Below are 23,651 nucleotides of genomic sequence, written 5' to 3'. Positions count from 1 at the left end.
TCATCGGGGAACCCTCGGCAGCCCCAGCCCCGCCGTCGCGATCAGCTCGCGCTGGATCTCGTTGACGCCGCCGCCGAACGTCAGCACCAGGTTCCGCTTCACCTGGACGTCGAGCCACGTCAGCAGGTCGGCGGTGGCCGGATCGGCCGGATCGCCGTGCCGCCCGACCACGTCGGAGAGCGCCTGGCCCAGTTCCTGCAACCGTTCCGAGCCGAACACCTTGGTCGCCGACGCGTCCGCGATCTCCAGGACATCGGCGGACGCCACCTGCCAGTTCAGCAACTCGTTCACCCGCAGCACGGCGTGGGTGCGCGCCAGCGCGCGCCGCACGTCCGGCCGGTCGAGAAGTCCCCGCGCGGACGCCCACCCGCACACCCGGTCGTACAGCACCGCCACGCGACCGGCCGGGCCGAGCATCACCCGCTCGTGGTTCAGTTGCGTGGTGATCAGCCGCCAGCCGGCGTTCTCGGCGCCGACGCGCATGCCGACCGGCACCCGCACTCCGCTGTAGTACGTCGCGTTGACGTGGTGCGCGCCGTCGCACGTGATGATCGGCGTCCACGAGTAGCCGGGATCGGTGGTGTCGACGATGAGGATCGAGATCCCCTTGTGCTTCGGGGCCGCCGGGTCGGTGCGGCACGCCAGCCACACGTAGTCGGCGTCGTGCGCGCCGGTGGTGAACGTCTTGTGACCGTCCACTATGTACTCGTCACCCGTTCGCACCGCCGCGGTGCGCAACGACGCCAGGTCGGTGCCCGCGCCCGGTTCGGTGTAGCCGATCGCGAAGTGCACCTCGCCGGCGAGGATACGCGGCAGGAAGAGCGCCTTCTGCTCGGGCGTCCCGTGCGCCTGCAGCGTCGGGCCGACGGTCTGCAGCGTCACGGCCGGCAACGGCACGTCGGCGCGGGCCGCCTCGTTGACGAAGATCTGCTGCTCCACCTGGCCGAGACCGCGCCCGCCGTGCTCGACCGGCCAGCCGACGCCGAGCCAGCCGTCGCGACCCATCCGGCGCACCACGTCGCGGTAGACGGTTCCGTGCCGCTCGCGCAGCATCGCGTGGCGCTCGTCGGCCGAGAGCAGCCCGGCGAAGTAGGCGCGCAGTTCGGTGCGCAGGGCGCGCTGCGCGTCGGTCAGGTCGATGAACACAGCTTCTCCAACCGGTACTCCGCACCGCCCAGCGACCGCACCAGGTCGCGGATCAGCGACGAGTACCGGTGCAGCGGATAGGTGACGTCGAGCCCCAGCCCGCCGTGCAGGTGGTGACACGTCCGCACCGCCACCGGCGCCTCGGTGGCGAACCAGTAGGCGGCCACGGCGAGATCGTCGTCAGACAACCCCCAGCACGCGGCGAGCGCCGCCAGCCGGACCGTCCGGGCCGCCACGTACACGTCGGCGATCTGTTGCGCCACCGCCTGGAACGTCGCCAGCGGCCGGCCGAACTGCTCGCGGCCGCCGACGTGCGCGGCGGTCAGCGCCAGCGCCCCGGCCAGCGCGCCCGCGCCGAGCGCGCACGTCCCGGCGACCGCGTACCGGAACACGTCCGCGCCGGGCGACAGCATTCCCGCCACCGGAGTGTCCACGAAGGACACCGTGTACTCCGGCATCGCGCCGGCCGCCGGCGTCCGCGTCACCGATGCCCGGCGCGGGTCGACGAGCGCCACCCCGCTGCCGCCACCGGCGAGGTCGACCGGCACCAGGATCCGGTGCGCCCGCTCCGCGTACGGCACCCCGACCGCCGTCCCGCGGACGACCGTCCCGTCGCTCACCGCCGACACCGGCTCCCGCACCGCCGCCGTCAGCACCGTTCCCGACGCGACGCCCGACAGCACCTCGTCCTGCTGTTCCGCGCTCCCCCACCGCACCACCGGCAGCACCCCGAACGCCAGCGTCGCCAACGCCGGTACGGCGAGCGCCCGCCGGCCGATCTCGCCCAGCAGCACGGCCACCTCGACCGCGCCGAGCCCGTCGCCGCCGAGCCGCTCCGGCACCGCGAGCGCCAGCAGACCCGCGCCGGCCAGCGCCTTCCACGCCTGCTCCGGACCCGTGTCGTCGAGCACCTCGGCGGCGAGGTCGGCGATCGCCTGTTGCTTCTCGTCGAGCGTGAACCGCATTCAGCGCTCCTCCCGTGGCAGGCCCAGCACCCGTTCCGCCGCGACGGACAGCAGGATCTGGGTGGTGCCACCGGCGATGCTCAGGCACCGGGTCAGCAGGAACTCGTGCACCGGCCCGGCCGAGCGGCCGTCGGTGGTCGCGCCGTCGTCGCCGAGCAGCACCAGCGCGGCCTCGGCCACCGCCTGCCGGTGCGCGACACCGACGAGCTTCGCCACCGCCGCCGCTGCCGCTCCCGTCGCGTCCGCCGCACCGTCGCGGTGCCGCAACGCCGAGCGCAGGCCCAGCCGCGACACCGACAGTCCACTCGCGACACACGCGCCGATCCGTTCCCGCGCACCGGGATCGGGGTCGTCCACGAGGTCGATGAGGCTCTCCACGTCCTCGCCGAGCGCCGAGCCGCGGCCCATCGCCACCCGCTCGTGCGCGAGCGTCGAGCGCGCCAGCCGCCATCCGTCGCCCGGTTCACCGACCACGCAGTCGTCCGGGACGAGCACGTCGTCGAGGAACACCTCGTTGAAGAACGACCGCCCGGTGATCTCGCGCAGCGGCCGGATGTCGATGCCCGGATCCCGCATGGACACGAGGAAGTAGGTGAGCCCGCGGTGCTTCGGCGCCGCGAAGTCGGTGCGGGCGAGGCAGATCGCGAAGTCGGCCTGCGCGGCCAGTGACGTCCACACCTTCTGCCCGGTGAGCCGCCACCCGCCACCCACGCGCACCGCCCGCGTCCGCAGCCCGGCGAGGTCCGACCCCGCCTCGGGTTCGCTGAACAGCTGGCACCACACGATCTCGCCGCGCCGCGACGGCCCGACGAACCGCTCGCGCTGCGCGTCGGTCCCGAACCGCTCGATCGTCGGCACGGCCCATCCGGCGATCGCACGATTCGGCCGCTCGGCCTCATCGGTGGATTTTTCGGTGACGCCATGGGCGTCCCCGACGGTACGGCGGTGCCCGCCCAGCGCGAGAAGAGCGGTACGGTCCCGCCACCCGGCGCTGCCGCCGGCGAGTTGCCGGATCGCCAACGCCCGGCGCAGGTACAGGTGCGCGTCGTGCTCCCACGTGAACCCGATCCCGCCGAGCACCTGGACGCAGTCCTTCGCGTTGTCGACCGCGGCGTCCAGCGCGATCGCCGCCGCGGCCGCCGCCGCCAACGGGAACTCCGCGGGCGCCTCGTCGTACGCCGACGCCGCGTCCCACGCCACGGCCGCCGCCGACTCGGCCCGGCACAGCATGCCCGCGCACAGGTGCTTGACCGCCTGGAACGACCCGATCGGCCGGCCGAACTGGTGCCGCACCTTCGCGTACTCCGTCGCCGTCCGCAGGCACCACGCGGCGACCGCCGCCGCCTCCACCGCGAACAGCGCCACCACCGTGTCCCGCACCCGGTCGGCGTCCTCGATCGGCACGAGGTGCTCCGCACCGACGACGACGTCGACCTCCACGTCGGCGAGCGACCGCGAGAAGTCCACGGGTGTGCGCGGTTCCACGCGGACCCCGGGCCGCCCGGCGTCGAGCAGGAACCACGAGGACCCGGCCCGCAGCAACAGGTGCGTGGTGCTCCCGAGGTCCAGCACCGGCCCGAGTCGCCCGTGCAACCGGTGGCCGCCACCCTCCACGACCTCGGCCCGGCCTCCCGCGCCCGGCGCGACCGCGACCGACGCCTGGCCCGACGCGATCGCGGGCAGCAGGGCCTTCACCACCGGCGCGTCGGCGTGCGGTGCCAGCAGCAGCCCACCGAGCACAGTGGACAGCACGGGACCGGGCACCAGCACACCGGTCACCGCTTCGAGCGCCGCGGCCACGTCGAGGAACGACCCGCCGGCGCCGCCCGCGTGCTCCGGCACCGCGATCGAGAAGACGCCGAGGTCGGCCAGAGCCGCCCAGTGCCGCGTCCACGGCTGCACGTCGACATCGGGGCTCCGCGGCTCCTGCGACCGCACGGTGGCGACGGTTCCGGCCCGGGCCGCCCAGGAACCGATCGACTCCTGGAGGGCCAACTGGTCCGCGGCGATGACGACCGGCACGCGAAAAGTAGAACACGTTTCACTAGCCTTGCGCCAGCCCACCACACCCGCTCCGGAGTGGCCGTCTGGCGGCACGAGGTTAGAATAGGCAGTTCACCGAAGCGAAACACGTACCCTGAACGATAGAGCGCGACCGGCACGAGTCGACGCCGCGAGAGGATCCGATGGCAGCGCCTAAAACACGTACCACCAACTCGGGCGGGCTGAAACAGCTAAAGGACCCCACCGACGCCGAGCAGGGCTCGGCCGCCCAACGCGAACGCCGGCGCCGGATCCTCGACGCCACGCTGGCCCTCGCGTCCAAGGGCGGCTACGACGCGGTGCAGATGCGCACCGTGGCGGAGAAGGCCGACGTCGCGCTCGGCACGCTGTACCGGTACTTCCCCTCGAAGATCCACCTGCTGGTGTCGGCGCTCGCGCGGGAGTTCGAGCGCACGCTGGAGAAGCTCGACCGGATGAACATCCCCGGCGACACGCAGTACGAGCGCACGCTGTTCGTGCTCGGCAAGGTCACCCGCACCATGCAGCGCGAGCCCCAGCTCACCGAGGCGATGACGCGCGCCTTCATGTTCGCCGACCCGTCGGCCGCCGCCGAGGTGAACACGGTCGCCCGCCTGATGGAGGACATGTTCACCCGCGCCATGCACGAGGGTCACAAGGACGAGGCGTCCCCCGACGACCGCGCCGTGGCCCGGGTCATCGGCGACGTGTGGCTCTCCAACCTGGTCGCCTGGGTCACCAGAAGGGCCTCCGCCAACGACGTCCTCAACCACCTGGAGTTGGCCGCCCGCCTCCTGATGCGGCGCTGACGGCAGAGGTTCGGGGGCCGCACAAACGCAGCCCCCGAATCTCGCCCCAGGAACCTCATCCCAGGAGCGCGACGAACTTCGACAGCGACTCCTTGGCGGCGGCGCCGGCCTGCTTCTCGACCATTCCGGCCATCGGGCCGGCGAGTGCGGGACCGTTGAACTCCATCTCGAACGTGATGCGGGAGCCGTCGCCCGCCGGTTCGATCGTGGTGCGGTTGTTGGCCTTCACGTTCATCGGGCCGTCGCCGGCGAGTTCGAGCTTCGCCGGCGCGTCGGCGGTGACCACGCGCCACGCGATCTCCGCCGGCATGCCCATCAGCTTCACCTTCTGCTTGTAGGTGTCGCCGGGCTTGGGGTCGGACGGGACGTCGGTGGTGTACCCCTCGTGCATGGTGAGCCACTCGCCGTACCGGGACAGGTTGCTCGCGAGTTCCCACGCGCGCTCGGGCGAAGCGGCGGCTTCCTGGGTCACGCTGACCTTCGCCATCTCAAACCTCCTGGGTCTACTTAGGACTCAGCTATGTCGCGGGCCGCGACGTAGCCGAACGTCATCGCGGGGCCGAGGGTCGAACCCGCGCCCGCGTAGCCGTACCCCATCACGGCGGAACTCGCGTTGCCCGCCGCGTACAGGCCGGGGATGACGGTGTTGTCGGCGCGCAGCACCCGCGCCCGCGCGTCGGTGCGCATGCCGCCGTTGGTGCCGAGGTCGCCCGGCACGATCTTCATCGCGTAGTACGGGGGCAGCACCAGCTCGGCGAGGCACGGGCTGGGCGTGTTGGTGGGATCGGCGAAGTACGCGTCGTAGCGGCTGTCACCGCGGTGGAAGTCGGTGTCGCGGCCGGCCCGGGCCATCGCGTTGAAGCGGCTGACCGTCGCCCGCAGGTTGGCCGGCGGAACGCCGATCTTCGCCGCCAGCCCGTCGAGCGTCCAGTCCTTGACGAGCGCGCCGTTCCCGTACCAGGCCTCCGGGTACGGCAGCGCCGGCGCGGTCTCCTTGAAGAGGTAGCGGTTCCGGTAGCGCTGGTCGGTGATCATCCAGGCCGGGATGTGACGCGCGGACGGCGTGTCCTTCTCGTACATCACGTGCACCACGTCGCCGTACGGCGCCGCCTCGTTGACGAACCGTTGCCCCGCGCCGTTGACGAAGATGTTGCCCGGCAACGTCCGCTCCGAGAGGCAGAAGTACGGGCCCTCCGGCAACGGGATCATCGGACCCCACCACGCGCTGTCCATCAGGTCGAGCGCGGCACCGGCCCGCTCGCCCGCGGCGATGCCGTCGCCGGTGTTCGACGCGGCGCCCACCGTCCAGTCGGCCCCGATCGGCGCCTGCTGGTACTGCTTGCGCATCGCCTCGTTGTGCTCGAACCCACCCGACCCGACGATGACACCGCGGCGCGCCCGGATCACCTGCTCCTGCCCGTCCCGTATGGCTTTTACCCCGACGACCCGGCCGCCCTCGACGACCAGGTCGGTGAGCGGGGTGTTGAGCCACACGGGGACGTCGGCGGCGAGCAGGCCGGCCCGCAGGCCGCCCGCGAGTGCCTGGCCCATGGTGATCGGTTTCTGGCCGCGCAGCGTCAGCGCCAGGTAGCGGCTGACCATCTCGGTGGCGGTCGCAAGGCCCTTGGGGTGACGCGCGATCAGCGCGAGCCACTTGTAGTCGATGGTGTACACGACCGTGCCCGGCGGCGACGGGATGTACGACGGGTTGAGGTTCGCGTACTCGGCGCCCAGGATGTTCGCGTCGAGCGCCTGCGGCTCGACGGACCGGCCGTTGGGCATGCCGCCCGGCAGCTCGGGATAGTAGTCGGAGTAGCCCTCCATCCAGGCGAACCGCAGCGGGCTGTTGCGCAGCAGGAAGGAGATCATCGCCGGCCCGTTGGTGAGGTAGGCGTTGAGGCGGGCCGCCGGGACGTCGGCACCGACCACCGCCGACATGTACGTGCTCGCCTTCGCGGGCGTGTCGGGCACGCCGGCCGCGAGGATCACCTCGTTGTTCGGAACCCAGACGCCGGCGCCGGACCGCGCGGCCGAGCCGCCGAAGACGGCGGCCTTCTCGATGACGACGGTGCGCAGTCCCCGCTTGGCGGCGGTGAGCGCGGCGGCCATCCCGGCCGCGCCGGCACCGACCACCACCACATCGAACTCGACCGCGGCTGCCATCAGACCCCCTCAGACCGGGTGCAAGACTAGAACAGGTTATACCTACGCCCCGGCCCCGATCTACCCTCGTTTATGGAGCTTGATCTCCGATAATTAGAACGTGATACCGTTGCGCCGCGGGACTCGGAGGGGGCGAAGATGACCAAGCGGAGCTATCACCCCACCGACGGTCGCACCGGTAACGGTGCCGCGAGCGACGCGATCCGCGAGCGCCGCGCCGCGATCGAAGACCTGGGCGCCGCGCTGCGCACGCTCCTTCAGGTGTCGGCGTCCACCGAGGCGGGCGCCGACGAGATCCGGCTCGCGGCGGCCGAGCTCCGCCGGGTCACCGGCCCGCTCGCGGCGTCGGTGCGCACCCGCGCCCAGCAGCCCAGCGCCGACGACCTGCTCGGCGGCATCCGCATGTACAACCCCGTCTCCGGCACCGGCAGCGGCCTCGCGCCACCCGTCGACGCCGAGGTGGTGGACGGCGTCGTCGTCGGGACCTGCACGCTCGGGCTGGCGTACGAGGGCCCGCCCACGTACGCGCACGGTGGCGTGAGCGCGCTGCTGCTCGATCACATGCTCGGGTACGCCACCACCGCGTCCGGCCACCCGGGGATGACCGTCGAGCTGACCACCCGGTACCGGGCGCCGGTGCCGCTGCAGACGCCGCTGCGGCTGACCGGTCGGGTCACCGAGGTGCTGACCCGGAAGGTCATCGCGCACGGCACGATCGCGACGGCGGCGGACCCCGACACGGTACTGGTGGAGGCGACCGGCACCTTCGTGGCGATCCGCCCCGAAAAGGTGCGCGCGCTCTGGGGTTCGGGACCTTAGTGCGGCGGGGGCGGCGGCATCGTCGCCAGCGTCGGGGGGTCGTCGGGCCACACGAGGAGGACGCGGCACGGAGCGTGGTCGACGACGAACCTCGTGTGCGGGCCGAGGCTCTTCGGGCCGAGCCGGCGGTGGTCGCCGTCGCGGGCCAGCACGAGCAGGTCGGCCCCGGCGCAGGCGGCCACCACCTCGCGCTCCGGCCGACCCCGCAGGGTCAGCCGCACGGTGGGGCGGCCGAGCCGCTCCTCGGCGTCGTCGAGCAGCCGCCGCTGGGCGTCCTCCAGTTCCGTTCCCGGGCCCGCGTCGGCGGGCAGGCCGCGGCCGAGCAGGCCGGCCCGGGCGCCAGCCATCGCCTGCTGGGCACCCGGACCGATGACGTGCACCAGCACGATCTCGGTGGCCGGCAGCATCCGCGCGGTGTCCACACAGGACGGCCAGGTGGTGTCGGCCACCCACACGACGATCCTCACCGGCTCATTCTTACCGCCCGAACAGCCACAATCCCACCCACAGCGCGCCGACACCGGCGAGCAGGCAGGCCGGCACGGTCAGCGCGCCGATGCGGTGGAAGTCCCGGGTCCCCGGTGGATGGTCGCGGGTGTGCAGCACCTGCCGCCACAGCAGCGTGGCCAGCGACCCCACGTACGTGAGGTTCGGGCCGACGTTCACGCCGATCAGCGTCGCCAGAACCAGGCCGGGTGAGTGGGCCACGAGCGGCACCAGCATCAGCGTGGCCGGCAGGTTGTTGACCAGGTTGGCGAGCACGGCGGCGAGCACCGTCACGGCGAGCATGGCGAGCAGGCCGGTGCCGTGCGGCACGAGCCGGCCGACCAGGTCGCCGACCGGCCCGGTGCGGACCCCGAGCACCACGATCCCCAGCGCGAACACGAACGCGCAGAACGGCAGGTTCGCCGCCCGCACCAGACCGACCAGCTCCCGCCCGGGCTCGGGGCGCCACAGGCGGGGCGCGGCCAGCACGAGCGCGCCGGCCGCCGCCACCGCCGCGGGCGGCACGCCGACCGGTTCGGCCACGGCCAGTCCGCACAGCGTCACCGCCAGCACCGCGAGCGCGAAGTACGGCGGCGCGGGACGCGCGTCGACCCGGGACGCCGGGCGGGGGGCCGACGCGGCCAGGTCGGCCGCGAACACCCGGCGCAGCACCACGTACTCGACGGCGATCACGGCGAGCCACGGCGGCGCCATCACGGCGGCGAACCGCGGGAAGCTCAACCCGCTCGCGTGGAACGCCAACAGGTTCGTCAGGTTCGAGACGGGCAGCAGCAGCGACGCCGAGTTGGCCAGGTGCCCGCTCGCGTACACGTGCGGCCCGGGGCGCATCCCGTTGCGGATGGCGGTCGCCAGCACCACCGGGGTCAGCAGGACCACGGTCGCGTCGAGGCTCAGGGCAGCGGTGACGACCGCGGCGAGCACGAACACGAGGCGCAGCAACCGGACCGGCGATCCCCGGCTCGCCGTGCCGACGAGCGCGCCGGCGTAGTCGAACACGCGGTGCCCGTCGGCCAGGTGGGCGAGCACGAGCACGGCCGCGAGGAACCCGACGGTCGGCCCAAGTGTGGCAATCTCGCTACGGGCCTCGCGCCACGACACCAGTCCACAGAGGACGACCACCGCGGCGGCCGGCACCGCCGCGACCGCCTCCGGCAGGCCCCACGGGCGCGCCACCGCGAACCCGAGCACCCCGGCGAGCGCCAGCACCCCGACCGCGACGGTCACCGTTCCGGCCCAGCGTCGCGCACGATCAGCCACGTTACCCACCCGCGGCCGACGCCATGCTGTCCCGGCACTGACGGGTGCCCCCGGCCCGGAGGGCGACGGAGTCGCCACGTACCGTCATTCGATAGGGTGAGATCAACTTCGGCGGGCGGAAGGGGGTGGGGGCGGCGTTCCGGCTCACGGTCAACGGCGTCGAGCGGTCGGTCGACGCGCACCCCGACACTCCGCTCCTCACCGTGTTGCGCAACGATCTCGGGCTCACCGGCGCCCGGTTCGGGTGCGGGCTCGGGCTGTGCGGCGCCTGCTTCGTGCGCATCGACGGCGCCGTCGTCGCGTCGTGCGACGTGCCGGTCTGGTCGGCGGCCGGGCGGTCGGTGGTCACGGTCGAAGGGCTCGGTGACGGCGACGCGCCGCACCCCGTTCAACGGGCCATCCTGGACACGCAGGCGGCGCAGTGCGGGTACTGCGTCTCCGGCATCGTCGTCAGCGCGGCGGCACTGCTGGAGCGCGACCCGCACCCCGACGAGCAGACGGTCGCCGCCGCGCTCGACCGGAACCTGTGCCGCTGCGGCGTGCAGCGACGGATGATCCGGGCCGTCCTGCAAGCGGCAGAGGACAAGGCAGCGGAGAAGCGATGACCGCGCTCCCCCGCGACCTCGCGAAGAATCCCGTGCTGGCCCGCTGGATCACGGTCCACCCCGACGGGACGATCGGCGTGCGGGTCGGCAAGGTCGAACTGGGGCAGGGCATCCTCACGGCGCTCGCCCAGCTCGCCGCCGACGAGCTCGACGTCACCCTCGCCCAGATCCGGATGCTTCCCGCCAACACCGCCACCGGGCCCGACGAGGGGTACACCGCCGGCAGCATGTCCATCGTGGACTCCGGGCCGGCGCTGCGGCTCGCCGCGGCGAACGTGCGGGCGCTGTTCGTCGGCGCGGCGGCGGAGAAGCTGAACGTCGACCCGGCCGCGATCACCGTCGACAGTGGACGGTTCACCGCGCCGACCGGTGCGACCACCTACGCCGAGCTCGCCCACGCGGTGGACCTGAACATCGCGGCCGATCCCGGCATCGCGGTGAAAAGTACTGCGGCGCAACGGATCGCCGGCACCAGTGTGCCCCGCCTGGACCTGCCCGACAAGGTCGCCGGGCGGCCCCGGTTCATCCACGACCTCCGCCTCCCCGGCCAGCATTACGGACGGGTGGTGCGCCCGCCGTCGCCCGGTGCCCGTTTAAATGCGGTCGAGGCGACGGCGCTGCGCGCGTCTCACATCGTTTTTGTCCGCGACGGCGCGTTTCTCGGTGTGATCGCGCCCGACGAGGCCGCCGCGGTACGCGCGGCCGAGACGGTCCGCGCGGCCGCGACCTGGGACGAACGCGACACCCTTCCCGACGATGACGACCTCGACGGCTATCTCCGCGCCGGGCCGCACGAGACCGTGGTCGCCGTCGACGACGGCGCCGGGCCGCACGAGGGGACGGTGCTGAGCGCGACCTACAGCCGGCCGTTCCTCGCGCACGCGTCGATGGCGCCGAGCTGCGGCGTGGCCCGGTGGTCGGCCGGCGGCGTCGAGGTGTGGACGCACAGCCAGGGCATCACCCCGCTGCGCGACGCGATCGCCACCACCCTGCACCTCGACCCGGAAACCGTGACGGTGCAACACGTCGAGGGCGCCGGGTGCTACGGACACAACGCCGCCGACGACGCCGCGTTCGACGCCGTGCTGCTCGCCCGCGCGGTGCCCGGCGTTCCCGTGCAGGTGATGTGGACGCGGCAGGACGAGCTGTCGTGGGCGCCGTTCGGGTCCGCGATGACCGCCGACGTCACGGCGACGCTCGGTCCGAACGGCCGCCTGACCTCGTGGACGTACGACCTCTACAGCCAGGGCCACACCGCGCGGCCCGGCTACGCCGGCGGGGTGCCCGGCCTGCTGTCGGCGACGATGCTCGCCGAACCGGCTGTCTACCCGCCGCCCGCCGATCCACCGGTCGCCGGCGGCGCCGGCTCGCTGCGCAACGCGATCCCCGGCTACGACGTGGGCGTGCGGCGGATCACCGGCCACCGCCTGCTCGCCCCGCGCGTGCGCAGTTCCGCGCTGCGCGCGCTCGGCGCGCATCTCAACGTGTTCGCGATCGAGTCCTTTGTGGACGAAGCGGCTCTCGTCGCGGGGCGGGACCCGCTCGACTTCCGGCTCGCCCAGCTCGCCGACGAGCGCGGGCGTCGCGTCCTGCGCGCGGCCGCGGACGCCGCCGGCTGGGGCACGCCGCTGCCCGACGGCACCGGGCGCGGCCTCGGATACGCCCGGTACAAGGAGCGCGGGGCGTACTGCGCGGTGGTCGCCGACGTCGAGGCGGAGGACGACGTGCGCGTGCGGCGGCTGGTGATCGCGGTCGACGTCGGGCGGGTGGTGAACCCGGACGGTGTCCGCAACCAGATCGAGGGCGGTGCCACGCAGGCGACGAGTTGGACGCTCAAGGAGCGGGTGCGGTTCGACCGGCGCCGCGTGACGAGCGTCGACTGGGAGACCTACCCGATCCTGCGGTTCTCCGAGGCACCCGAGATCGTGGTCGAACTCGTCGGCGACCCGGACACGCCGTCGACGGGCGCGGGCGAGGCGGCGCAGGGGCCCACGGCGGCCGCGATCGGCAACGCGCTGGCGAACGCGATCGGCGTACGGGTCCGCGACCTTCCGCTGGACCGGGAGGCCGTCATCCGCGCGATCGGGGGGTAACCCCCGTGGGCCGGAGCCCACGGGAGTTATCGTTCACAAACTGGTGACGTCCGGCAGCGGACGGATGTAGACCGTCCCCTTCTCGTCCGGGAAGACCTCGACGATCCCCTCGCTGTACGAGATGTTCCCGTCGGTCTTCAGCGCCACGCCGACCTCGAGTTTGTTCAACGCGACACCGGTGTGCCGGGCGAAAACGCCGACCGCCCGTCCGTGCTTGACGCCGGAGCCGATCTCCACGACGGCGGTGCCGTCGACCACTTTCTGCACGGTCACGATGCCGCGGTCTGTCTGGGCCATGGAGGCCTCCTCTTCCCTTGTGGGTTCACTGGTCTACCGGGAGGAACGGCGTTCGCGGCTCCGTCGGGCTGCCGAACATGACGCGGCGCCAGTCGCCGGCGAAGCAGAACACCCCGCACGTCGTCCGGACGCCGAGCCGGCCGGGTATCCGCGCCGCGGTGACGTGCCGCGGCACGCTGCCCATCGAGTAGACGCTGTCGATGTCCGGCCACAGCGAGATGCTCAGCATGACGCGACGACGCCAGTCGATGACGACGCGACTGCCGATGAGCCCGCCGCCGGCGCGGTGCACGTCCCGCTTGATCCGGAGATGGAGCAGGATCATGTACAGGAGCTTGGCGACGGTGCCGCACTCGAACCGGGTGACCATCACCTGCCCGCCCTCCGGATGGAGTTCGAACAGCGGCTCCATGCCGTCGGGCCGGGGACTGCGGCGGCCGGTTCCGGACCCGGCCTGGTTCTCGACACCCATTTCCGCTCCGTCCCTTGTCGGTACGCCTTACTGGCAGCTGTAGGCCGACGCGACGTTCGGACCACCGGCGTAGTTCTTGACCTCGCAGCACTGGCAGCGCACGTAGCCCGCGTGCCAGCAGTGCCACACGTAGTGGTACGTGCCGAGGCAGTACGAAATCGACTTGGTCGGATGGAACTGCAGGTGGCAGCAGGCGTACTGGTACGCGGCCGCCGCCGGACCGCTGCGGCCGAACACAGCGATCGCGGCGGCGATGCCGGAGGCTCCGACACCCCCGAGCAGGCGGCGCCGGCGCACCTGTCCCACCTTCTTCTCGATTCTGTCGTCGCTCATTCGCGACCCTCCTCATGTCGGGTGCCCGGCACGGGTCCGGGCACTGGTTGCCGTTGCTATGCCGCCAGGCCGAACACCGCGGCGCCGACCGCCGTCGCGAGGATGACCAGACCCGATGCCTGCCGGATCCGCCACACGACCTTTCCGCTCCAGCCCGCTTCGGTCCGTTCGGTCGCTCCCGCGCGGATCGTGGACACGATGACGAGCACCGTCGACGTGACGGAGATCGAGATCAGGGCCACCGCCGCGAGGGTCGGTTGGAGGAGCACCAGCCCGGCCAGCGACGCCCAGATGAGCGACGTGGTCTTCTGGGTGGTGAACAGCAGCGCGAGGTCGAAGCCCCACACCACGCCGAGCCAACCGGGGGTCAGCTTGTGCCAGAGGTTCTGGGGAACCTGACGCCAGACGTGTGGCGTCCGCTGCCGGAGGTCGGCGACCCCGAGCAGCACGAGCACGAGCACCACGGCGGCAAGAGCGGCCCGGTCGGGCAACGGACCCAGCAACCGGCCGAGCAGGTAGACGGGCAGGGCGAGCACACCGGCGCCCGCGACGCCACCGGCAAGCAGGCCAGCGAGGAAGCGGGTCCCGTCAGCACGCGAATGCCGCATCATCGGGCTGGCGACCCCAGCCATCGACAGGCCTCAAGGGCTGAACGCCTGCAGGACCGCACCCAGCAGCCCCACGGCCAGGATCACCCAGGTTTCCATCGCTACTGGCAGCTGTACGCCGAGGCGATCGTGGCGCCGTACGGGTCCTTGACCTCACAGCACTGGCAGCGCACGTAACCCGCGTGCCAGCAGTGCCACACGTAGTGCGACCCGGAGAGGCACGACGAGATCGACCGCGTCGGAGCGAACTCGAGGTGACAGCAGGCCACGTTGTACTTGGCCGACGCGGCGCCGCTGCGTCCGAACACGGCGACAGCGGCGGCCAGACCGGTGGCGCCGAGCCCACCGAGCAGGCGTCTTCGACCCACTTCTCTGTTCTTCACGGTGCGACCTCCTCGTGTCGGTGCCCGTCGAACGACCGGGCGCTGGCGGCGGTAAGCGCGGCGACGTCGTTGAACAGCAGCGTCGCCTCCACGGTGGAGTGCGCGACGAGCACCGCCACCGGGCTGGTCTGTACGTTGAACTCGGCGCGGACCCAGTCGCCGTTCACGTCCACGAAATGGGGCAGCCGCCCGAGCCCGGACTGCGCGACGAATTCCTCGCCGCGGACGACGTCGCCGCACGTCACCACGACGCCCCACGGCCGGTCGAGGGCGATGTCGGGCCGCTCGGCCAACTGCCGCGCGACGGTCTGGCAGCTGGAGCACACCGTGCTGAGCACCAGGAGCACCGCCGTGTCGGCCCCGCCGATCGGCTCCAGCCCGGCCGGCCAGGCGGCCGGCGAGTGACCGGTGCGCGCGTCCTCGACCGGTTCGACCGCCGCGGACGGTGGGGCGGGGTTCGCGGGGTCGCCGACGCGCGAGGCCAGCTCGCCGACCATCGCGAACAGCGCCACCATGCCGGCGGCGAGCAACAGCAGGACAAATCCAAAGAACAGGTCCATCAAGGCACTCCCTTTGTCGGCAGCGACACTCGGCGAAAATCGGCCGGTCTATCTGGATGGGGAAGGCCCCAGCAGCCGCCACATGAGGGCGCGGTGGGTCAACGCGCAGAGCAGCAGGGTGGCCGCCGCGCCCGCGAGCGGGGCCGCGGTCCATCCGTCCGGATCGGACGAACCCGTCGCGACGTTGAGCCCGGCGACGCACAGGAACGCCACGCCGGCCAGCACGTTGCGCAGGCCCAGCGCCCGGTCGCCGCCGCCGAGGCAGCCGCACGCGACCGTGCTGCGGCGCAGGCGACCGGCCGCACCGGCGATTGTGAACGTTAACCCGAGGGCGGCGAGCCCGTACCCCGCGACAACCCGCGTCGACGGCAGCAGCACCGCGAACGCCACCACGATCTCGGCCACGGCGAACGCCTTGACGGCCGCGACGGGAATCTCATGGCCGGTTACCAGCTCGCGCAGGGCGCGGCGAACCGGTTGCGGTGCGACGAGTTTGGTGGCGCCGGCGACCATCAGCCCACCGGCGGCGAGTGAATTCAGCGCGATCAGGACAGGGTCGGACACGTCCATCTGAGATACCCCCCGTGGTAAAGGCAATCCACCACTTTCCGTATCTTGGCAGCAGCGTACGGTTGCTCTCGTATCACGGTCAATAGTTGTTGATCGATAACTTGATGACCGGAAGCCCGCTAGAAAGCGGTTTCCCGGCTTTCAGCGGAGATCCGTCGCGCAGCGCACTTGCATACTCGTCGATACAACACTCCGCTCGAAATGCGGATGGCGGGCACCGCCGCGCCGACGGGTCGCCTATCATGCCCGGAGCAGCGTCGACCGGGGACAGACGCTGGTCGATGCTGACGGCGAGAGGGCGGGCATGAGGCGTCGGAACTGGTCGATCCGATCGCGGATTCTGGCACTGGTGCTGCCGCCCACCATCATGTTCGTCATCTACTGGCTCATCGGCACCACCGCCAGCGGCGTCGCGTCGCTGAACCTGCTCAACTCCGGTGAGGCACACAGCGGCGTCCTCGACCCGGGCGGCGTCGTCGTCACCGAACTGCAGCGCGAGCGTCACCTCACGGCCGCGACCATCGCCGGCCGGCCCGACGCGCTCGCGGGCCTGATCGAGCAACGGGTCCGCACCGACGCGGCCGTCACCACCTACCGCCGCAAGGCCACCGCGATCGGCTCGCTCTCCGACCATGCCGCGCAACGGATCGCGGAGAGCGCCACCGCGTTCGACGGGCTCCGCGCGACGCGGTCCGCCGTCGACTCGGGCCAGCCGCAACGGGTCGCCGCACTCGCCGGCTACGACGGGATGGTCGACGCGATGTTCCGCGTGTACCAGCCGCTGATGGAGCTCGACGACCCCGAGGCCACCCGGCTGCTGCGCGCGGCCATGCTCACCGCGCAGTCGCGCGAGCAGCTCGCCCGGCAGGACACCGTCCTCACGCTGGGCCGGCTCGCCGCCGCCGAACAGGCCGAGTTCGCCCGCATCATGGGCATCCGGCGGCACCTGCTCGTCGAGGCGGCGGCCGAACTCGACGGCGCGACGCGCGCCCGGTACGTCGAACTCGACACCGCGACCGAGCTGATCGGCCTGGAAACACTGGAGAACAGCCTCGCGTCCGGGTCGCAGTCGGGAGTGCCGCTCGTCGAGTGGACCGCCGTGCGCGAGAGCGCCGACCGCCGGCTGCTCGCCGCCGAACGCGCGCTCGACGAGGCCTTCGACGACCGCACGAGCACGGTCGCCACGTTGTGGTACTGGCGGTTCGGCCTCACCGCTGTGATCGGTCTGCTCGCCGTCGTCCTCACGATCGCCGTCACGATCCGGGTGGGCAGCTCGCTGATCCGGCGGCTGCGCGGGCTGCGACGCGCCGCGCTCGACCTCGCCGACGACCGGCTGCCCGGCGTCGTCATGCGGTTGCGCCGCGGCGAGACGGTCGACGTGGCAACGGAAGCACCCGACCTCGAGTTCGGCAACGACGAGATCGGCCAGGTCGGGCACGCGTTCAGCGCGGCGCAACGCACCGCGGTCGAGTCGGCGATCCAGGAGGCGCGGGTGCGCGCCGGCCTCAACGAGGTCTTCCTCAACATCGCCCGCCGCAGCCAGACCCTGCTGCACCGGCAGCTCACCGTGCTCGACCGGATGGAGCGCCGCACCACCGATCCGCAGGAGCTCGAGGACCTGTTCCGCGTCGACCACCTCGCCACCCGCATGCGCCGCCACGCCGAAGACCTGGTGATCCTCGCCGGTTCGGCACCCGGCCGCGGCTGGCGCGAGCCCGTCCCGCTGATCGACGTCGTCCGCGGCGCGGTGTCCGAAGTGGAGGACTACACCCGCGTCCAGGTGCTCACCGTCCCCGACGCCGCGCTCGCCGGCCGCGCCGTCACCGATCTCCTCCACCTGCTGGCCGAGCTCATCGAGAACGCCACCTCGTTCTCGCCGCCGCACACGAAGGTCAACGTCGTCGGGCAGCTCGTCCCGAACGGCTTCGCGCTGGAGATCGAGGACCGCGGCCTCGGCATGACCGACGAGGAACTCGCCGAGGCCAACGCCCGTCTCCGCCGCCCGCCGGACTTCGACCCCGCCAACAGCGCCCGCCTCGGCCTGTTCGTGGTGGCGCTGCTGGCCGCCCGGCTGGGCGCGCAGGTGACGCTGCGGTCGTCGCCGTTCGGCGGGATCACCGCCGTGGTCCTGGTTCCCCCCGACCTCGTCGTCGACGAAACGGCCGCGCCGGCGGAGGCGCCGGCGCCCGTCGTGGTCGGTGCCGCACCGGCGCTACCGGCTCCGGCTCCGGCTTCTTCGAGACGCGTTTCGGGGCCGGCGCCCGCTCCACGTCTAGAGCCTCCGGTGGTGCCGTCCGAGCCGCCACCGTCCGCACCGTCCCGTGAAGTTACGCCGCTCGATGCGTCCCCGTCCCCGTCCGCATATACGACGCTCGATGCCGCGCCGCCCGCCGCGCCGCACACCGAGACGGCGCTCGATACGGTGCCGATCGACCTCACCGAGGACGGCCTACCCCGGCGCGTCCGACGGTCCGCCACACCCGAACCGCCACCCACCGACGACACCGACGGAGCGCCCTCGATGCGGCCGCCGGAGCAGACCCGCGCCATGATGTCGGCCTTCCAGAGCGCCGTCACCCGGGGCCGGCGCGACGCCGGCGCCATGGACAGCACCGCGGCCGAGCCCGAGCAGGAGAACTGATGCCAGACACGACCAGCCGCGGCGCGACCCTCGACTGGCTGCTCGACGACCTGCTCAGCCGGGTTCCGTCCACCCGCCACGCCGCGGTCATGTCGGCCGACGGGCTGCTCACCGGCGCGTCGGCCGGGCTCGGGCGGGAGGACGCCGAGCACCTGGCGGCCATCGCGGCCGGGTACCAGAGCCTCGGGCGCGGTTCGGCGCGCCGGTTCGGGGGCGGGAAGGCGGTGCGCCAGACCATCGTGGAGATGGAGTCGGGCTTCATGTTCGTCACGGCGGCCGGCCATGGCGCCTGCCTCGCCGTCATCGCCGGTGCCGAGGCCGACATCGGCGTCATCGCCTACGAGATGGCGATGCTGGTGACGCGGGTCGGCCCGTACCTCGCGACGCCGCCCCGGGCGGGCGCCCATGGCATCTGACCGCATGCATCCCCACGACTGGCTGGACGGCGACGCCGGCCCGGTGGTGCGGCCCTACACCCTGACCGGTGGCCGGGTGCGGCCGTCGGCCGGGCTCAACCTCGTCGCCTACGTGGTCGCGACCGGCACCGAACCGGACGCGGCCCGCTACCTGACGCCCGAGCACCGGCGCATCCTCGGCGTGGTCGCCGTGCCGACGTCGGTGGCGGAGGTGGCGTCGCGGCTCGACCTGGCGTTGAGCGTCGTGCGCATCATGCTCGGTGATCTGATCGAGGAAGGGCTCATCAGTGTCCACGAACCGGCCGACGCCGGCGACCAGCCCGACACCGCGACGCTCGAGGCGGTGATCCATGTCCTACGCGCGCTCTGAGCCCCGGCGGGCTCCGCACGCCCTGAAGATCCTGGTGGCGGGCGGTTTCGGCGTCGGAAAGACCACCCTGGTCGGCGCCGTCAGCGAGATCATGCCGCTGCGCACCGAGGAGCACCTCACCGACGCCGGGGTGGGCGTCGACGATCTGGCCGGCGTGGAGGGGAAGACCACCACCACCGTCGCGCTCGACTTCGGTCGCATCACGATCAGCGACCAGGTGGTGCTGTACCTGTTCGGCACGCCCGGCCAGAAGCGGTTCTGGTACCTGTGGGAGGACCTCGCGGTCGGTGCGCTCGGGGCGGTGGTGCTCGCCGACACGAGGCGGCTGGCCGACTGCTTCCCGTCGCTCGACTACTTCGAGGACCTCGGGCTGCCGTTCCTGGTCGCCGTCAACTGCTTCGACGGGCGCCAGCTCCACCAGCCCGACGCGGTGCGGCGCGCCCTCGACCTCGACGGCAACGTCCCGGTCGTCCTGTGCGACGCCCGCGAACGCACCTCGGCCCGCGACGTCCTGATCGCGCTCGTCGAGTCCGTCCTCAAACGCCGAACCGCCACCCGCGTCTGATCAGACGCGCACGTCGTCACGCTGGGGCTTTCTGACGCGGCGGGTGACGGCGAGGCCGCCCGCGATCAGGCCCGCGAGCACGAACACCAGCGCGTACTCGGCGACCGGCACCCGCGGCAGTTGCGCCAGCCGCTCGGTGCCGTACCAGGCGACCACCGCGGCCACCGACACCACGTACCCGATGCCGGTGGCCCACTGCGCCCACCGGGGCCAGCCGAGGCCGTGCATCTGCGTCACCACGAAGACGGTCGCGAAGCCCCAGCCGAACTGGAACCACAGTTGCTTGGGGCTGTTCAGCGCCACCAGGAAACCGTGGAACAGCACCAGCACCTCCAGCACGACGGTCCAGCGGCGGTCGACGTGCGCGCGGGTCAGGAACAGGCTGCCCTGCAACAGGATCAGGAACATGTAGAGGAAGCCGATCAGGTGGCCGCTCGTCGTCTCCATCGGGTGGAACCAGAACGTGTAGACGGCGGCCCAGGCGAAGTAGTACCCGTGGTACCGGCGGGCCCAGTCGCGCGCGGTCCGCCCGCCGGGGGTGGGTACCGGGCGGCCGAAGAACAGGCCGCGCCGGTCCTCCTCCATCAGCAGCACCCACACCAGCAGCACGATCACCGACCACTGCGAGGTCCAGATCGAGACGTCCTGGGCCAGCCCGTCGTACCCCGCCTGCGTCTGTACGAAGTGGACGGCGACGAAGAACCCGTTCCACGCCAGCGCCGCCACGTTCACCCGGTGCAGCGTGCCGGTGTACCGGCCGACGCGCCGCTGCCCGTACCAGATCAGGGCCCAGAAACCCACCTGGTGCAGCGCGTAGAGCGTCCACGCACCGAACATCACGGCGGCGGACCGCTCCGGACGCTGCCACCGGTACCACGACGAACCCGTGTCGGGGAGGAAGTCGGGCCGCGGCAACCACCGGTCGCTCAGCGCGATGACGCCGGTGATCAGGAATCCGGCGACGATTCCGATGACGAGCGCCCGCCGGGCCGTGATCCGATCCATCGACCGATCGTATCGACAACCGTCGCACTCAGGCGGTCGCGGGGAGATAGTCCTCCAGCAGCGCGGGCGTCAGGCCGGCGGCCTTGATGGCCTGCAGCGCCGCGATGAAGTCGTCGACGAAGCGCGGGCGGAAGTGCATCAGGATGATGTCGCCGCGCTGCACCGTGGAGCCCTGCTGGTAGCGGACGATCCCCTCGTTCACCGTCTGCTTCCAGAACAGGGCCGCGTGCAGGCCGCAGTCGTGCATGACCTTCAGCGTCGTCGCGTCGTGCTCGCCGAACGGGGCGCGGAACAGCGTCGGACGCCGGCCGTACAACGCGCCCAACCGGTCGGCCGAGCCGCACACCTCGCGCTGCTGCGCCGCGTAGGGCTTGCCGCGGAGGTGCGGATGGCTCACGGTGTGCGCCTCGATGGCGACACCCGCGTCACGAAACGCGTTGAAGTACGCGGGGTTGTCGTGGATCGCGTCCATCGTGAGGAACAGCGTCACCGGCACGCGCGCGGCCCGCACCAGGGCGACCGCCTCGGGCAGCTTCGTCCAGCCGTCGTCGATGGTGATGAACGCGACGGGCTGGTCGGTCGGAATCCGGTCGAACCAGGCCGCCTTCGGGCCCTGCGGCAGCGTGACCGGCACCGCCTGCGGCCGGGGCTCGAACGCCGGCACCCGCGACATGATCTCGGCGGGCAGGCCCGGATTCCGCGGCGGATCGGCGAACGGATCCGTCGGCCGCACCGCGACGGCCGGCGGCTGGCCGCCGAGCCGCCCCAACACCCGGTCGAGGGACCGGTCGGCCGGTCCGATCGAGGCGAGCAGCACGACGGCGAGCAACCCGCCCGTCACCCGGGCAAGGGTGCGGTTCTCCATACGCTCCTCGACGCTGCGGCCCGGCAATTCGGTTTGCGAATGTGGCAATCAGCATATGATCGCGAGCCGGTCCCGGATCTCCGAGACACGCGGGTGCTCCAGGTCGGTGAACACGTCCAGCGCCTGCCGCCACGCCGCGACGGCCGCCGCGTCGTCGCCCGCCGCCCGGTGGGTGTCGCCCAGGTGGGTGAGCGTGTCGGCCTCGTAGAACCGCTCGCCGAGGTCCCGGCACAGCTCGATCGCCCGGCGGTAGTGCCCGATCGCCTCGGTGAACCGGCCCAGCCGCTGGTAGGCGTGGCCGAGGCTGCCGCGGGTCGCCGCCTCGCCGTCGACGTCGCCGATGTCCCGCAGGATGCCGAGCGCCCGCTCGCACCGTTCGACGGCCTTCCCGTGCTCGTCGAGACGGGTGTGGCACCAGCCGACCGCGTTCAGCGCCCGGGCGGTTCCCGGCACGTCGCCGGCCTCCTCGTACAGGGCCAGGGCCCGGTAGGCGTGGCCGATCGCGGTCCGGTGGTCGTCGCGCCGGTCGAAGAGTTCGGTGAGGGCGTGCTGGGTGCGCGCCTGGCCGAGCAGGTCACCCAGGTCGCCGAAGATCGCCAGCGCCAGCGTCAGGTTCCGGTTCGCCTCGTCGAGGTCCCCGATCCAGATGTGCGCGCGGGCGAGGCCGCAGTGCACCTGGGCCGCCGCCTCCCGGTCGCCGGCCCGGCGGGCCGCGTCGAGCGCCAGGTGCTGGGCCGCGATCATGCCGGTCCACTTGCCCTGCCGGATCGCGAACAGTTCCCGGCTGCGGGCCAGCTGCCACACGTGGGCGTCGAAGACGACCCGGCCCGCGTCGCGGATGAGTTCGAGGAGCACGGGATCCTCCGCGGCGAACCAGGCGAGCGCGGCCGCCCCGTCGGCCGGCGGAACGACAACGGTGCCCGGTTGTGGCGGCACCAGCGCGATGGGTGCCATGTGGGGATGCAGCATCCGCGCGGCATGGGCGGCGCTGTGCAGGTAGTGGTCGAGGAGCCGGTGCTTGGCGACCCGCCGCTCCTCGTCGTCGTGGACCTGCCCGACCAGGTCGGCGGCGTAGGCGTGGAGGAGGTCGTGCAGGGCGAACCGGCCGGGGGACTGCTCCGTCACGAGGTTCGCCCGGGCCAGATCGGCCAGGAGGCCGGCCGCTTCGCGCGTCCCCAGGCCGGCGAGACTGGCGGCGGCCGCGACGGTCGTCGCCGGCCCGGGATGCAGACCGAGCAGGCGGAGCAGCCGCGCGGCAGCCGGGTCGACCGCGCGCAGCGACCACGAGAAGACCGTGCGGACGTTGCTGCTGGGATCCCCGCCGTCGAGGACGTCGAGCCCGGCGCCGCCGGCGAGCTGATCGGCGAGCCCGTCCAGGGGCAGGTCGGGCCGGCCGGCGGCCAGCGCGGCGACGATCGCCAGCGCGATCGGCAGCCGGGCGCAGGCGGTGCTGATCCGCTCGACCGCACCGGCCTCGGCGGCGACGCGGTCGGCGCCCAGCCGGCGGGCCAGCATCGCCCACGCCTCGTCGGGGCTGAGCAGGCCGACGTGCACCGGCCGCGCCCCCTCGATCGCGACCAGGCTGGTGAGCTGGTTGCGGCTGGTCACGATCGCGAGGGAGCCCGGCGTGCCGGGCAGCAGCGGGCGCGCCTGGTCGGCGTCGCGGGCGTTGTCGACGAGCACCAGCACGCGCCGGTCGGCGAGCAGGGAGCGGAACTCCGCGGCCCGCGCGGCCGGGTCGCGGGGGATCCGTTCGGCCGGAACTCCGAGCGCGGCCAGGAACCCCTCCAGCGCGTCGGCGGGGTCCACCTCGAACCCGGACGGGCCGAAGCCGCGCAGGTTGACGTACAGCTGCCCGTCCGGGAACCGGTGCCGGGCCCGGTGCGCCCAGTGCACGCTGAGCGCCGTCTTGCCGACGCCGGCGGTGCCGCTCAGTGCGGTCACCACCACCGCGCCGGCCGCCGCGTCGACCAGGTCGTCGAGCGCGGTCAGCTGCGCCGCACGCCCGGTGAAGCCGGGCACGTCGAGCGGCAGTTGCGCGGGCACGGGCGGCGGCGCCGGCCCGGCCGCGGCCGCCGCGTGTGTCGCGGCCGCGGGCTGATGCGGGGGGACGCGCGCGGCGCCGGCCAGGATGGACCGGTACACGTCCTGCAGTTCCGGGCTCGGGTCGGTGCCCAGCT

25 protein-coding genes are annotated in these 23,651 nt (G+C 72.6%); 8 read left to right on the top strand and 17 right to left on the bottom strand.

The annotated features are described in order from the left end of the window. From Vau01_RS40840 to Vau01_RS40830, 3 genes are read right to left on the bottom strand one after another with little or no spacing between them, the layout of a single operon-like run. The gene (locus tag Vau01_RS40840) at positions 1–1,146 is read right to left on the bottom strand and encodes an acyl-CoA dehydrogenase family protein (RefSeq protein ID WP_204005195.1); all 1,146 of its coding nucleotides are present in this window, start codon (positions 1,144–1,146) and stop codon (positions 1–3) included. Further along, the gene (locus Vau01_RS40835) at positions 1,131–2,111 is read right to left on the bottom strand and encodes an acyl-CoA dehydrogenase family protein (protein WP_204005193.1); all 981 of its coding nucleotides are present in this window, start codon (positions 2,109–2,111) and stop codon (positions 1,131–1,133) included. Before Vau01_RS40835 ends, Vau01_RS40840 begins: the two co-directional genes overlap by 16 nt. Next, a complete protein-coding gene (locus tag Vau01_RS40830; RefSeq protein WP_204005192.1) occupies positions 2,112–4,133 on the bottom strand; it encodes an acyl-CoA dehydrogenase family protein in 2,022 nt (673 codons plus the stop codon). It lies immediately after the preceding gene. Positions 4,134–4,297: 164 nt separating this feature from the next. On the opposite strand from Vau01_RS40830, the gene kstR reads away from it, so the two are divergent. Then, positions 4,298–4,942 carry a cholesterol catabolism transcriptional regulator KstR gene (gene kstR, locus Vau01_RS40825; RefSeq protein WP_204005191.1) on the top strand — a complete coding sequence of 215 codons (645 nt, stop codon included), beginning with the start codon at positions 4,298–4,300 and terminating at the stop codon, positions 4,940–4,942. 55 nt (positions 4,943–4,997) lie between these two features. Here the strand turns inward: kstR and Vau01_RS40820 are convergent, their stop codons facing one another. Further along, complete coding sequence (locus Vau01_RS40820; protein WP_204005190.1) at positions 4,998–5,429, bottom strand: type II toxin-antitoxin system Rv0910 family toxin; 432 nt, start codon at positions 5,427–5,429, stop codon at positions 4,998–5,000. Positions 5,430–5,449: 20 nt separating this feature from the next. Then, a complete protein-coding gene (kstD, locus tag Vau01_RS40815; protein ID WP_204005189.1) occupies positions 5,450–7,105 on the bottom strand; it encodes a 3-oxosteroid 1-dehydrogenase in 1,656 nt (551 codons plus the stop codon). Positions 7,106–7,243: 138 nt separating this feature from the next. Here kstD and Vau01_RS40810 point away from each other — a divergent pair, with 138 nt between their 5' ends. Beyond that, positions 7,244–7,924, top strand: a complete 681-nt coding sequence (locus Vau01_RS40810; RefSeq protein WP_204005187.1) for a PaaI family thioesterase — start codon at positions 7,244–7,246, stop codon at positions 7,922–7,924. Here the strand turns inward: Vau01_RS40810 and Vau01_RS40805 are convergent. Together Vau01_RS40805 and Vau01_RS40800 are read right to left on the bottom strand one after the other, a co-directional pair. Continuing rightward, positions 7,921–8,391 carry a universal stress protein gene (locus tag Vau01_RS40805; RefSeq protein ID WP_204005186.1) on the bottom strand — a complete coding sequence of 157 codons (471 nt, stop codon included), beginning with the start codon at positions 8,389–8,391 and terminating at the stop codon, positions 7,921–7,923. The two genes, Vau01_RS40810 and Vau01_RS40805, sit on opposite strands and share 4 nt — an antisense overlap. A 10-nt stretch (positions 8,392–8,401) precedes the next feature. Next, a complete protein-coding gene (locus Vau01_RS40800) occupies positions 8,402–9,655 on the bottom strand; it encodes an SLC13 family permease (protein ID WP_204005313.1) in 1,254 nt (417 codons plus the stop codon). 158 nt (positions 9,656–9,813) lie between these two features. Here Vau01_RS40800 and Vau01_RS40795 point away from each other — a divergent pair, with 158 nt between their 5' ends. Beyond that, complete coding sequence (locus tag Vau01_RS40795) at positions 9,814–10,293, top strand: (2Fe-2S)-binding protein (RefSeq protein ID WP_204005185.1); 480 nt, start codon at positions 9,814–9,816, stop codon at positions 10,291–10,293. Beyond that, a complete protein-coding gene (locus Vau01_RS40790) occupies positions 10,290–12,386 on the top strand; it encodes a xanthine dehydrogenase family protein molybdopterin-binding subunit (RefSeq protein ID WP_204005184.1) in 2,097 nt (698 codons plus the stop codon). Before Vau01_RS40795 ends, Vau01_RS40790 begins: the two co-directional genes overlap by 4 nt. 33 nt (positions 12,387–12,419) lie before the next feature. Here the strand turns inward: Vau01_RS40790 and Vau01_RS40785 are convergent, their stop codons facing one another. The 7 genes from Vau01_RS40785 to Vau01_RS40755 all read right to left on the bottom strand — a co-directional run bounded on the left by Vau01_RS40785 (position 12,420) and on the right by Vau01_RS40755 (position 15,603). Further along, positions 12,420–12,683 (bottom strand): hypothetical protein, encoded by a 264-nt coding sequence (locus Vau01_RS40785; RefSeq protein WP_204005183.1) that lies wholly within the window; start codon positions 12,681–12,683, stop codon positions 12,420–12,422. A gap of 25 nt (positions 12,684–12,708) precedes the next feature. Further along, on the bottom strand, positions 12,709–13,155 hold the full coding sequence (locus tag Vau01_RS40780) for a hypothetical protein (RefSeq protein WP_204005182.1): 447 nt from the start codon (positions 13,153–13,155) through the stop codon (positions 12,709–12,711). Between the two features lie 27 nt (positions 13,156–13,182). Next, positions 13,183–13,488 (bottom strand): hypothetical protein, encoded by a 306-nt coding sequence (locus tag Vau01_RS40775; protein ID WP_204005180.1) that lies wholly within the window; start codon positions 13,486–13,488, stop codon positions 13,183–13,185. A 56-nt stretch (positions 13,489–13,544) separates the two neighbouring features. Next, complete coding sequence (locus Vau01_RS40770) at positions 13,545–14,120, bottom strand: hypothetical protein (protein ID WP_204005179.1); 576 nt, start codon at positions 14,118–14,120, stop codon at positions 13,545–13,547. 77 nt (positions 14,121–14,197) lie between these two features. Beyond that, positions 14,198–14,479, bottom strand: a complete 282-nt coding sequence (locus Vau01_RS40765) for a hypothetical protein (protein WP_204005178.1) — start codon at positions 14,477–14,479, stop codon at positions 14,198–14,200. Next, positions 14,476–15,039: a hypothetical protein gene (locus Vau01_RS40760; RefSeq protein ID WP_204005177.1), complete on the bottom strand. Its 564-nt coding sequence runs from the start codon at positions 15,037–15,039 to the stop codon at positions 14,476–14,478. Before Vau01_RS40760 ends, Vau01_RS40765 begins: the two co-directional genes overlap by 4 nt. Before the next feature lie 48 nt (positions 15,040–15,087). Beyond that, entirely contained in the window at positions 15,088–15,603 is a 516-nt protein-coding gene (locus Vau01_RS40755; protein ID WP_204005176.1) for a MauE/DoxX family redox-associated membrane protein, read from the bottom strand. 310 nt (positions 15,604–15,913) lie between these two features. Between Vau01_RS40755 and Vau01_RS40750 the strand changes: the two genes are divergently transcribed. From Vau01_RS40750 to Vau01_RS40735, 4 genes are read left to right on the top strand one after another with little or no spacing between them, the layout of a single operon-like run. Continuing rightward, positions 15,914–18,250 carry a sensor histidine kinase gene (locus Vau01_RS40750; RefSeq protein ID WP_204005175.1) on the top strand — a complete coding sequence of 779 codons (2,337 nt, stop codon included), beginning with the start codon at positions 15,914–15,916 and terminating at the stop codon, positions 18,248–18,250. Next, complete coding sequence (locus tag Vau01_RS40745; RefSeq protein WP_373320379.1) at positions 18,247–18,666, top strand: roadblock/LC7 domain-containing protein; 420 nt, start codon at positions 18,247–18,249, stop codon at positions 18,664–18,666. Before Vau01_RS40750 ends, Vau01_RS40745 begins: the two co-directional genes overlap by 4 nt. After that, positions 18,656–19,036, top strand: coding sequence for a DUF742 domain-containing protein (locus Vau01_RS40740; protein WP_204005172.1), 381 nt, complete (start codon positions 18,656–18,658; stop codon positions 19,034–19,036). Before Vau01_RS40745 ends, Vau01_RS40740 begins: the two co-directional genes overlap by 11 nt. After that, positions 19,017–19,601 (top strand): GTP-binding protein, encoded by a 585-nt coding sequence (locus tag Vau01_RS40735; RefSeq protein ID WP_204005170.1) that lies wholly within the window; start codon positions 19,017–19,019, stop codon positions 19,599–19,601. Before Vau01_RS40740 ends, Vau01_RS40735 begins: the two co-directional genes overlap by 20 nt. On the opposite strand, the gene Vau01_RS40730 is transcribed toward Vau01_RS40735, so the two are convergent. The 3 genes from Vau01_RS40730 to Vau01_RS40720 form a co-directional block, all read right to left on the bottom strand. Then, positions 19,602–20,606, bottom strand: coding sequence for a hypothetical protein (locus Vau01_RS40730; RefSeq protein WP_204005168.1), 1,005 nt, complete (start codon positions 20,604–20,606; stop codon positions 19,602–19,604). Positions 20,607–20,634: 28 nt separating this feature from the next. Further along, positions 20,635–21,471 (bottom strand): polysaccharide deacetylase family protein, encoded by an 837-nt coding sequence (locus tag Vau01_RS40725; RefSeq protein WP_204005166.1) that lies wholly within the window; start codon positions 21,469–21,471, stop codon positions 20,635–20,637. 48 nt (positions 21,472–21,519) lie between these two features. After that, on the bottom strand, positions 21,520–23,651 hold a 2,132-nt coding region (locus Vau01_RS40720), incomplete at its 5' end, for a tetratricopeptide repeat protein (RefSeq protein ID WP_204005164.1).

The organism is Virgisporangium aurantiacum (assembly GCF_016863635.1).
In the GTDB taxonomy this organism is placed as follows: Bacteria; Actinomycetota; Actinomycetes; order Mycobacteriales; family Micromonosporaceae; genus Virgisporangium; species Virgisporangium aurantiacum.
The sequence above is the reverse complement of the archived record's forward strand: the minus strand, read 5'-3'. Positions and strand labels throughout refer to the sequence as shown.

What these genes read in the sequence shown, in the direction of transcription:
- Vau01_RS40835 (WP_204005193.1), bottom strand. Translation starts at nt 2,111, where the DNA reads ATGCGGTTCACGCTCGACGAGAAGCAACAGGCGATCGCCGACCTCGCC.
- kstR (WP_204005191.1), top strand. Translation starts at nt 4,298, where the DNA reads ATGGCAGCGCCTAAAACACGTACCACCAACTCGGGCGGGCTGAAACAG.
- Vau01_RS40820 (WP_204005190.1), bottom strand. Translation starts at nt 5,429, where the DNA reads ATGGCGAAGGTCAGCGTGACCCAGGAAGCCGCCGCTTCGCCCGAGCGC.
- kstD (WP_204005189.1), bottom strand. Translation starts at nt 7,105, where the DNA reads ATGGCAGCCGCGGTCGAGTTCGATGTGGTGGTGGTCGGTGCCGGCGCG.
- Vau01_RS40810 (WP_204005187.1), top strand. Translation starts at nt 7,244, where the DNA reads ATGACCAAGCGGAGCTATCACCCCACCGACGGTCGCACCGGTAACGGT.
- Vau01_RS40790 (WP_204005184.1), top strand. Translation starts at nt 10,290, where the DNA reads ATGACCGCGCTCCCCCGCGACCTCGCGAAGAATCCCGTGCTGGCCCGC.
- Vau01_RS40785 (WP_204005183.1), bottom strand. Translation starts at nt 12,683, where the DNA reads ATGGCCCAGACAGACCGCGGCATCGTGACCGTGCAGAAAGTGGTCGAC.
- Vau01_RS40780 (WP_204005182.1), bottom strand. Translation starts at nt 13,155, where the DNA reads ATGGGTGTCGAGAACCAGGCCGGGTCCGGAACCGGCCGCCGCAGTCCC.
- Vau01_RS40775 (WP_204005180.1), bottom strand. Translation starts at nt 13,488, where the DNA reads ATGAGCGACGACAGAATCGAGAAGAAGGTGGGACAGGTGCGCCGGCGC.
- Vau01_RS40770 (WP_204005179.1), bottom strand. Translation starts at nt 14,120, where the DNA reads ATGGCTGGGGTCGCCAGCCCGATGATGCGGCATTCGCGTGCTGACGGG.
- Vau01_RS40760 (WP_204005177.1), bottom strand. Translation starts at nt 15,039, where the DNA reads ATGGACCTGTTCTTTGGATTTGTCCTGCTGTTGCTCGCCGCCGGCATG.
- Vau01_RS40750 (WP_204005175.1), top strand. Translation starts at nt 15,914, where the DNA reads ATGAGGCGTCGGAACTGGTCGATCCGATCGCGGATTCTGGCACTGGTG.
- Vau01_RS40740 (WP_204005172.1), top strand. Translation starts at nt 18,656, where the DNA reads ATGGCATCTGACCGCATGCATCCCCACGACTGGCTGGACGGCGACGCC.
- Vau01_RS40735 (WP_204005170.1), top strand. Translation starts at nt 19,017, where the DNA reads ATGTCCTACGCGCGCTCTGAGCCCCGGCGGGCTCCGCACGCCCTGAAG.
- Vau01_RS40730 (WP_204005168.1), bottom strand. Translation starts at nt 20,606, where the DNA reads ATGGATCGGATCACGGCCCGGCGGGCGCTCGTCATCGGAATCGTCGCC.
- Vau01_RS40725 (WP_204005166.1), bottom strand. Translation starts at nt 21,471, where the DNA reads ATGGAGAACCGCACCCTTGCCCGGGTGACGGGCGGGTTGCTCGCCGTC.